Source organism: Flavobacterium psychraerolatum (assembly GCF_025960985.1).
Taxonomy (GTDB): Bacteria; Bacteroidota; Bacteroidia; order Flavobacteriales; family Flavobacteriaceae; genus Flavobacterium.
Genome location: NZ_JAOQMX010000010.1, coordinates 83,792 through 93,695 on the forward strand (window position 1 = coordinate 83,792; position 9,904 = coordinate 93,695).

The window sequence follows — 9,904 nt, forward strand, 5'->3', positions numbered from 1 at the left end:
AGAAATGCAACGCGACAAACAAATTTTTGACCTTATTCTTGAAGAACAAGATAGACAAGTACACGGATTAGAATTGATAGCCTCTGAAAACTTTGTTAGTGATGAAGTAATGGAAGCAGCAGGTTCTGCTTTGACAAATAAATATGCCGAAGGATATCCAGGTAAAAGATATTATGGTGGTTGCGAAGTAGTTGATATTGTGGAGCAAATTGCTATTGATAGAGCCAAAGAATTATTTGGAGCTGTATATGCAAACGTACAACCTCACTCAGGTTCTCAAGCAAATGCTTCTGTATTTCACGCTTGTTTGCAACCAGGTGACAAAATATTAGGTTTTGACTTATCTCACGGTGGTCATCTTACTCACGGTTCTCCTGTTAACTTTTCTGGACGTGTTTACAACCCAGTTTTTTATGGTGTTGAAAAAGAAACAGGTCGTTTAAACTACGATAAAATTCAAGAAATTGCTACTAAAGAACAACCAAAATTAATCATCGCGGGAGCTTCAGCTTATTCTCGTGATATGGATTTTGAACGTTTTAGAGTAATTGCAGATAGTGTTGGAGCTATTTTGATGGCTGATATCTCTCACCCAGCAGGATTAATTGCAAAAGGTTTGATGAATGATCCAATTCCTCACTGTCATATTGTTACTACAACTACACACAAAACGTTACGTGGACCTAGAGGTGGTTTGATCTTAATGGGTAAAGATTTTGAAAACCCATGGGGATTGAAAACTCCAAAAGGGGATATTAGAATGATGTCTTCATTATTGGACTTAGCAGTTTTCCCTGGAAATCAAGGTGGACCATTAATGCATATTATTGCTGCAAAAGCAGTTGCTTTTGGAGAAGCTTTGCAAGATGAGTTCTTTACTTATGCACGTCAATTGCAAAAGAATGCTAATGCAATGGCTGATGCTTTTGTAAAAAGAGGATATGATATCATCTCTGGTGGTACAGACAATCACATGATGTTGATTGATCTTAGAAACAAAGGAATTTCTGGTAAAGATGCTGAAAATGCATTGGTAAAAGCAGAAATCACAGTAAACAAAAATATGGTTCCTTTTGATGACAAATCTCCATTTGTAACTTCTGGTATCCGTGTAGGTACAGCAGCTATTACAACTCGTGGTTTGGTTGAATCTGACATGGAAACTATTGTTGCTTTGATGGATAGAGTTTTGACAAATCATACTGATGAAGCCGTTATCGAAGCTGTGGCTGATGAAGTAAACGAAATGATGAGCGAAAGAGCTATTTTCGTATTCTAAATTTTTAAAAGCTAAAGTATTTAAATTGGTCAACAGTTTAAATGTTTAACGGATAATTTAAAAGTTTAAAGTTTGAATATTTGCGTGAATATAAAATCATTGCAGAGAATTTAAACTTTAAACTTTTTTTCTTTTTATCGAATGAAGCTTAAAACAAAATTACCTTAAACCATTTCTAAACTTTAAAATATGGGCGTATTACGATTACAATTACCTACAGATCCAAGATGGGTGAATATTGTAGAAAAAAATATAGAAGAGATTTTGACCGATCACGCTTGGTGTGAACAAAAAGCAGCAACCAATGCAATTACGATCATCACTCAAAACTCTGAGCACCAAGATTTGGTACAAGATCTATTGGCATTGGCCAAAGAAGAAATTGATCATTTTGAGCAAGTACACAACATTATTATTAAACGTGGAATGAGGTTAGGTCGCGAGCGTAAAGATGATTATGTAAACGAGCTATACCTGTATATGAAAAAATCAATTGATGGGAGCAGAATTTCAGCATTAGTAGAGCGATTACTATTTTCGGCAATGATTGAGGCTAGAAGTTGTGAGCGATTTAAAGTTTTGTCAGAAAATATAAAAGACGAAGAATTATCCGTTTTCTATAGAGATTTAATGGAAAGCGAAGCGGGACATTATACCACCTTTATCACTTATGCTCGAAAATATGGAAAAGGAGTTGATGTTGAAAAACGTTGGAGAGAGTGGTTGGCTTTTGAAGAGTCTGTGATTGCGAATTACGGAAAAGGAGAAACAATACACGGATAAATAATATTTATCCGTGTATTATATTCTAAATCATATCTGCAGGTTTCACCCATTCATCAAATTCTTCAGCCGTTACATATCCTATTTTAACGGCTTCTTCTTTTAATGTAGTTCCGTTTTTGTGTGCTGTTTGTGCAATTTCGGCTGCTTTGTAATACCCTATTTTGGTGTTCAAAGCGGTTACAAGCATAAGTGAATTGCTTAATAACTCTGATATTCGTTTGTAATTGGGTTCAATTCCTTTTGCACAGTGCTCGTCAAATGAGGAGCAAGCGTTGCCTAGTAATTGTGCAGATTGCAAAAAGTTATAGGCAATCATTGGCTTGAAGACATTCAGTTCAAAATGGCCTTGCATACCACCTATAGTGATGGCTACATCATTCCCCATAACTTGTGCACAAACCATGGTTAATGCTTCGCATTGCGTTGGGTTTACTTTTCCGGGCATGATAGAAGATCCTGGTTCGTTTTCGGGTAATAAAAGTTCTCCAATACCTGAGCGAGGCCCAGAGGCTAACATTCTAATATCGTGTGCTATTTTATTCAATGAAACAGCCAACTGTTTTAGTGCACCATGGCTTTCTACAATAGCATCATGAGCAGCCAAAGCTTCAAATTTATTTTCGGCGGTCCTAAATGCATGTCCAGTGAATTCAGAAATGTATTTGGCTACCAAAACGTCGTATCCCTTTGGAGTATTCAAGCCCGTGCCTACAGCAGTTCCTCCTAATGCAATTTCAGCTAAATGGGGTAACGTATTTTTTAAAGCTTTAAGGCCATGATTGAGTTGTGCTACATAACCTGAGATTTCTTGACCTAGTGTAAGCGGTGTAGCATCCATAAGGTGCGTGCGGCCAATTTTGATTATGTCTTTAAAATCAATCGCCTTTACTATCAATGTGTCTCGAAGTTTTTCTAAGGCTGGAATTGTAATCTCAGTTAGCATTTTGTAGCCTGCAATATGCATAGCGGTAGGGAAGGTGTCATTGGATGATTGTGATTTGTTGACATCATCATTGGCTTTTATAAAAGGTTCGTTTTCTCCGATTTGCAAGTTATTTATTATTTGAGCGCGATTGGCAATAACTTCGTTTACATTCATATTGCTTTGGGTTCCCGATCCAGTTTGCCATATCACGAGTGGAAAATGTTCATTCAATTCCCCATTTAAAATTTCGTCACAAACTCTAGCAATAGCATCTCTTTTTTCTAACGATAAAACGCCTAATTCACAATTGGTGTAAGCAGCTGCTTTTTTGAGGTAGGCAAAACCCATAATTATTTCGTTTGGCATAGATGCAGGAGGACCGATCTTGAAATTTGACTTTGATCTTTCAGTTTGAGCACCCCAATATTTATCTATGGGAACTGCAACTTCGCCTAGTGTATCTTTTTCTATTCTAAATTTCATAGTTTCTATGATTAAGTTTGACTGTATTTCTTAGTATCTTTTATAAAAGTACAAAATTGTATTTTTCTTATGTAATTTCATTCCTTTTTTATTGTCAACAAAAGATATTAAACCTATATTTGTGGCTACATTCAAAAATTCCGGAAAACATGTTTGAATTTTCACAGTATTTAGGCTTTTTACTTTTCTTAACCGTATTAACTATAGGTTTTTGGTTAATGTTCTTTCTTGTAGGTATCGTTCAATATTGGATTGGCGGTGCTTTATATGAATTATACAAAGAAAAGAAAGCAAAGAAACAACAATCACTTTAATTTTAAATTGATTTGAAGTACAAAGGACTCGCAAGCGAGTCCTTTTTTTGTGCCTTATTGTAAAATGTGAATAGATAAGTTCCGATAAATACAAAAAAAAACGTCCCAAATTATTGGGACGTTTCTATAAAATAGGTGAACTATATTTTAGGTCAATTAAGATTTATTTACCTTGTTGTTTTTTCATTTCTTTTTCGATCATATCATAGAATTGGTCGATTTTTGGTAAAATAACAATACGAGTTCTACGGTTACGAGCTCTGTTTTCAGCAGTATCGTTTGGTACCAAAGGAATGTAAGAACTTCTACCTGCAGCAATTAATTGCTCTGGTTTAACTCCTAATTGATTTGTTAACACACGGATAATTGAAGTAGAACGCTTCACACTTAAATCCCAGTTGTCAAGTAACACTCCACTACCTACATAAGGTACGCTATCTGTGTGACCTTCTACCATACATTCAAAGTCTGGTTTGTCATTTACTACTTTAGCCACTTTGGCTAAAACTCCTTTTGCTTTATCGCTTACTTCATAGCTACCGCTTTTGAATAATAATTTATCTGCGATAGAGATGAAAACAACTCCTTTTTCAACATTGATTTCAATATCTGGATCAGAAATTCCAACCGAGCTTTTCAAGCTAGATACCAAGGCAAGGGTTACACTGTCTTTTCTTGTCATTGCATCTTGCAATCTTGTAATTCTTAAATCTTTTTCTTTTAAACTTTCAAGAGATTTTTCTAAGTTTTCAGCTCCTTTAGAAGTTAACATGGTTAAGTTCTTAGAAGTAGTCATTAAAGTTTCGTTGTGATCTTTCAATCCTTCAACTCTAGCTGTAAGTCCTGCTTTATCTTCAAGACAGCTGTTTAATTTAACGGTACAACTATTTAATAAATCTTGAGTTTCTTTGTTTTTAGCTTCCAATGCAGTATACTTCTTCTTGGAAACGCACGAGGTTAAAAGTGCTAATACTGATAATGCGACTACGATTTTTTTCATAAAATTGATTAATTAGGTTTGTGTACAAATTTAGTTCTTAATCTTCATAAGATACTTATAATACAGTGTTAATATTAGTTAACAAATATCTTGCCGTGATTGACGTAATAGTTGTAAACAATAGATTTCGCTTTAAAGTAATTTGTATGTTGTGAGTTGGTTCTCTTTTTGTAATTCCTTATGAATGAGCCGTAAAAACTAAAATGGGCATGTAGTATTGCCAAAAAAAGCTTCCACTTTCCTTGAGAAATAAATTTTAATCCTGCTATTCCATCCAAAATCATTCTTGAAAAAAGAATAGGGAGTAAGGATGATGTGGGTAAGTTTTTTACCAACATGAACAAGGAATTTCTAAAATTGAGATAGGTTTTTTTTGGATTTCCTAATTCTAATGTCGCTCCCCCTACGTGATAGACCGCCGATTTTGGATTGTATTTGATAGTAAATCCTTTGTTGATGATGCGCCAACACAAATCAATTTCTTCTTGATGTGCAAAAAAATCGTCGTCAAACCCCTTTAATTCATGGTATACTTTGGAACGAATAAAAAAACAAGCTCCTGATGCCCAAAAAATTTCTTTTTCATCATTATATTGACCATTGTCTTTTTCGATAGTTTCAAAAATGCGTCCTCGACAGTATGGATAACCATATTTATCAATATAGCCTCCTGCAGCACCTGCGTACTCAAAATATTGCTTATTTTTGTAATCAAGAATTTTTGGCTGTACGACAGCTGTATTTGGTTCTTTTTCGAAAGTGTTAATAATGGGCTTTAGCCAGTTTTCGGTTACTTCGATATCTGAATTAATTAAAGCGTAAACATCTGCCTCGATGTGTTGCAAGGCTTCATTGTACCCTTGTGCAAAACCATAATTATCTTTGTTTTGTATGATTTTAATCGATGGGAAATTCTTTTGAACAAAGGTGATTGACTCATCTGTAGACGCATTGTCCGCTACATATAGTGTAGCTTCTTGGGAATATTGAACCACCGATGGTAAAAATTGTTGGAGTAATGCAACTCCGTTCCAATTGAGGATAACGACTGCTATTTTCATTTTTTAATTCTTGTATTGTGGTAAATCGGGTAGAAAATCATATTTCTCTTTTTCATAATCCATTTGGCAAAAGTAGTGATTCAATCCGTTGGTAACCATTAAATATTCGGAATCCATTGCCAAGTTGTAGCGCGCGATTTGGTCAAAAACACTTTGGGTAATTTTGACTTCGGGTGCTTTGCATTCTACTAAAATATAAATAGAACCATCAGAATTATAAACTACCGCATCGTATCTTTTTTTTAAACCATTGACCTTTACTACTTTTTCGACGTTAATTAAGGATTTTGGAATTTGTTTTTCTTCTAATAAAAAACGGACTACGTGCTGACGAACCCATTCTTCGGGGGTGAGAATGATGAATTTTTTCCTGATTTCATCAAAGATAGACACTTTATTTTCGCTATTTTTGAATCGAAATGTATAAGTAGGGAATTGTAGCTTTTGCATGGCGCAAAAATAATGATTTTTTTGGGATAGGAAGGACATAATTGTAGGTTCAAATATTTGAGTAATTTTCAATGTGTATTTTTTACTCGTTGTTGGTTTTTTGATCGAAATTGGCCTATTTACCTTACTGCCTGCGTGAGGGATAGGAATAAGCTACCGAAGTAGCATGGATAGCCCGACAGCAGTAAGGAAAGGGGCTTTGTAAGTGCAAACTACTGGAAGCCCCTTTTTTTACTGGTGTCACGCCCAAATAGAAATTGTTTATTGGAATGAATTTTTGAAATTGAAAATACGTAAATGGACGAAGTAATAAAAATTGTTAATGATATCAAGGCTGGAAATATAAAACCGATTTATTTTTTGATGGGCGAAGAGGCTTATTATATTGATAAATTATCGGATTATATTGAGGATACTATTTTGACCGAGGAGGAAAAAGGTTTTAATCAAACGGTTTTGTACGGTCGTGACGTATCAATTGAAGATATCGTTTCGACTGCAAAGCGTTACCCAATGATGGCAGACAGACAGGTAGTAATTGTGAAGGAAGCACAGGAATTGAGTCGTACAATTGATAAAATAGAAGCTTATGCAGAGAATCCGATGCAAACAACTGTTTTGGTATTTGCCTATAAATATAAAACGCTGGATAAACGTAAAAAGGTAACTAAGACGTTGGCCAAAAATGGTTTGGTGTTCGAAAGTAAAAAATTGTATGAAAATCAGGTTGGGGACTGGATCAAACGTGTCTTGGCAAGTAAAAAGTACAGTATCGAGCCCAAGGCGGTGGCAATGCTTGTAGAGTTTCTAGGTACAGACTTGAGTAAAATTAATAATGAACTAGAGAAACTAAAAGTAATTTTGCCAAAAGGGAGTACAATTACAGCGCATGATATTGAGGAGAATATAGGTTTTAGTAAAGATTTTAATGTATTCGAATTGCGTAAAGCTATTGGAGAACGCAACCAATTGAAGGCGTATAAGATTGCAGCCAATTTTGCTCAAAATCCAAAAGATAATCCGATGGTGATGACTACGGGATTGGTATTTGGATTTTTTATTCAATTGCTAAAATACCATGGAACAAAGGATAAAAATCCAAAAACAGTAGCCTCTGTAATAGGAGTAAACCCTTATTTTATGAAAGAATATGATGTGGCGATTAAGAATTATCCGATGCGAAAGGTGAGTCAGATTATAGCTTCATTACGAGAAATAGACGTAAAAAGTAAGGGTGTTGGCGCAAATGCACTCCCAAATGGAGATTTATTAAAAGAAATGCTGTATAAGATTTTTAATTAGGGCGAAAAATTGACGATATTTGTCGTCTATAAAATCTGGTACATAATTATGGCAATGAATAAAAATACCGTCTTGGGTTGGGCCACTTTCATTATGCTTGTGATGGGCTTCTTATTGATCGGCCTAGGAGCTTTTCGATATGATGATGTTGCAGGTTGGGGTTTTGCCGCTGTTGGTGTTGGTTTTTTTGCTATATCATGGGTATTTAATTCTTTGAAAGGAAGAATATAGGTTGACCGGTCTTAGGATAAGTATTTGATGTAAGTAGATTTATTTTACTTAATGATGTACTTGGAGGTGAGAAAAAATGTTGGTAATGGAGTGTAATAAAATTGTGAATTAAATTAATAAATATATAAAATGTCAGACGATAAGAAAGTAATTTTCTCGATGTCAAAATTGAGTAAGACCTACACTGGAGCAGACAAACCTGTTCTTAAAAATATTTATTTAAGTTTCTTCTATGGTGCCAAAATTGGTATTCTTGGTTTAAACGGTTCTGGTAAATCTTCTTTATTGAAGATTATTGCTGGAGTGGATAAAAATTACCAAGGTGATATTGTTTTTGCACCAGGATACACGGTTGGGTATTTGGAACAAGAACCAGAATTGGATGATAGCAAAACGGTTATCGAAATTGTTCGTGAAGGGGTAGCCGAGACGATGGAAGTTTTGGAAGAATATAATAAAATAAATGACTTGTTTGGTCTTGAGGAAAACTATTCTGATGCAGACAAAATGGACAAGTTGATGGACCGTCAAGCGGCACTGCAAGATAAAATAGATGCACTTGGAGCTTGGGAAATCGATACCAAACTTGAAATTGCAATGGACGCCTTGCGTACACCAGATGGTGATACGCCAATCAAAAACCTTTCGGGTGGTGAGCGTCGTCGTGTCGCTTTATGTCGTTTGTTGTTGAAACAACCAGATGTATTGTTATTGGATGAGCCTACCAATCACTTGGATGCAGAGTCTGTATTATGGTTGGAGCAACATTTAGCACAATATGAAGGAACAGTAATCGCTGTAACGCACGATAGATACTTCTTGGATAATGTTGCAGGTTGGATTTTGGAATTGGATAGAGGAGAAGGTATTCCATGGAAAGGGAATTATTCTTCTTGGTTGGATCAAAAATCAAGCCGTATGGCATTGGAAGAAAAAGTAGCTTCGAAACGTCGTAAAAACTTGGAGCGTGAGTTGGACTGGGTTCGTCAAGGTGCGAAAGGACGTCAAACGAAACAAAAAGCCCGTTTGCAGAACTACGATAAATTATTGAACGAAGATCAAAAAGAGCTTGACGAAAAATTAGAGATTTACATTCCGAACGGCCCACGTTTAGGGACGAATGTAATTGAAGCTAAGAATGTTGCGAAGGCTTTTGGAGATAAATTATTATATGACAACTTGAACTTCACTCTGCCACAAGCTGGAATTGTTGGAATTATCGGACCAAATGGTGCTGGTAAATCTACTATTTTTAGAATGATTATGGGAGAGCAAGAAACTGATAGCGGTGAATTCTCAGTTGGAGATACGGTGAAGATTGCTTATGTCGATCAAGCACATTCTGATATTGATCCAAATAAAACAATTTGGGAAAATTTTTGTGATGGTCAAGAATTGATTATGATGGGCGGACGCCAAGTGAATTCACGTGCTTACTTAAGCCGTTTTAACTTTGGTGGAAGTGATCAAAATAAAAAAGTAGCAACGCTCTCAGGAGGGGAACGTAACCGTTTGCATCTTGCGATGACTTTGAAAGAAGAAGGAAACGTACTATTACTGGATGAGCCTACGAATGACTTGGACGTAAATACGCTTAGAGCACTTGAAGAAGGTCTGGAGCAGTTTGCTGGTTGTGCAGTAGTAATCTCCCACGACAGATGGTTTTTGGATAGAGTTTGTACTCATATCCTAGCTTTTGAAGGAGAATCTGAAGTGTATTATTTTGAAGGTGGTTTCTCTGAATATGAAGAAAATAAGAAAAAACGTTTAGGTGGTGATTTAACTCCAAAACGATTGAAATATAAAAAACTGATCAGAGGATAAGAATTCTGATTATTTTGAATTTAAAAAGGATATCTCATAAGAGATATCCTTTTTTTTATTTTTAAAAACAAGAAAGTTTTTTTTGAGAAAAACACTTTTCTACTAGAGGCAAGATGTAAGTAATGGTCAAAATTTAATGTCGTATTTTGTTCCGAAATTAGTCAGGACAAAATTTAATTTTTCTTTGAGGTTTTCGAATGATTTATAAGCATCAAAATCTAACCATTGATATTTTATTCTCCGCCATAG

Annotated in this window: 10 protein-coding genes; 6 read left to right on the top strand and 4 right to left on the bottom strand. The window is 35.3% G+C overall.

What is annotated here, in order from left to right; all coding sequences use genetic code 11:
- Nucleotides 1-4 precede the first annotated feature (4 nt).
- Nucleotides 5-1,279 (top strand): serine hydroxymethyltransferase, encoded by a 1,275-nt coding sequence (gene glyA, locus M2326_RS05935; RefSeq protein ID WP_264618634.1) that lies wholly within the window; start codon nt 5-7, stop codon nt 1,277-1,279.
- Between the two features lie 189 nt (nt 1,280-1,468).
- Nucleotides 1,469-2,062: a MiaE family protein gene (locus M2326_RS05940; protein WP_264618635.1), complete on the top strand. Its 594-nt coding sequence runs from the start codon at nt 1,469-1,471 to the stop codon at nt 2,060-2,062.
- Nucleotides 2,063-2,087: 25 nt separating this feature from the next.
- Here the strand turns inward: M2326_RS05940 and fumC are convergent, their stop codons facing one another.
- Nucleotides 2,088-3,473, bottom strand: a complete 1,386-nt coding sequence (gene fumC / locus M2326_RS05945; protein WP_264618636.1) for a class II fumarate hydratase — start codon at nt 3,471-3,473, stop codon at nt 2,088-2,090.
- 149 nt (nt 3,474-3,622) lie between these two features.
- On the opposite strand from fumC, the gene M2326_RS05950 reads away from it, so the two are divergent.
- Nucleotides 3,623-3,787: a hypothetical protein gene (locus M2326_RS05950; RefSeq protein ID WP_264618637.1), complete on the top strand. Its 165-nt coding sequence runs from the start codon at nt 3,623-3,625 to the stop codon at nt 3,785-3,787.
- A gap of 163 nt (nt 3,788-3,950) precedes the next feature.
- Here M2326_RS05950 and M2326_RS05955 read toward each other — a convergent pair whose 3' ends face one another.
- From M2326_RS05955 to M2326_RS05965, 3 genes are all read right to left on the bottom strand, one after another.
- Complete coding sequence (locus M2326_RS05955) at nt 3,951-4,787, bottom strand: OmpA/MotB family protein (RefSeq protein ID WP_264618638.1); 837 nt, start codon at nt 4,785-4,787, stop codon at nt 3,951-3,953.
- A gap of 74 nt (nt 4,788-4,861) precedes the next feature.
- Nucleotides 4,862-5,848, bottom strand: a complete 987-nt coding sequence (locus M2326_RS05960) for a glycosyltransferase family 2 protein (RefSeq protein WP_264618639.1) — start codon at nt 5,846-5,848, stop codon at nt 4,862-4,864.
- A gap of 3 nt (nt 5,849-5,851) precedes the next feature.
- A complete protein-coding gene (locus tag M2326_RS05965; RefSeq protein ID WP_264618640.1) occupies nt 5,852-6,298 on the bottom strand; it encodes a type I restriction enzyme HsdR N-terminal domain-containing protein in 447 nt (148 codons plus the stop codon).
- A 297-nt stretch (nt 6,299-6,595) separates the two neighbouring features.
- Between M2326_RS05965 and holA the strand changes: the two genes are divergently transcribed.
- The 3 genes from holA (at nt 6,596) to ettA (ending at nt 9,655) form a co-directional block, all read left to right on the top strand.
- Complete coding sequence (gene holA / locus M2326_RS05970; RefSeq protein WP_264618641.1) at nt 6,596-7,600, top strand: DNA polymerase III subunit delta; 1,005 nt, start codon at nt 6,596-6,598, stop codon at nt 7,598-7,600.
- A 54-nt stretch (nt 7,601-7,654) separates the two neighbouring features.
- On the top strand, nt 7,655-7,831 hold the full coding sequence (locus M2326_RS05975) for a CAL67264 family membrane protein (RefSeq protein WP_239865775.1): 177 nt from the start codon (nt 7,655-7,657) through the stop codon (nt 7,829-7,831).
- Between the two features lie 129 nt (nt 7,832-7,960).
- Nucleotides 7,961-9,655, top strand: a complete 1,695-nt coding sequence (ettA, locus tag M2326_RS05980; protein WP_264618642.1) for an energy-dependent translational throttle protein EttA — start codon at nt 7,961-7,963, stop codon at nt 9,653-9,655.
- Nucleotides 9,656-9,904: the final 249 nt, after the last annotated feature.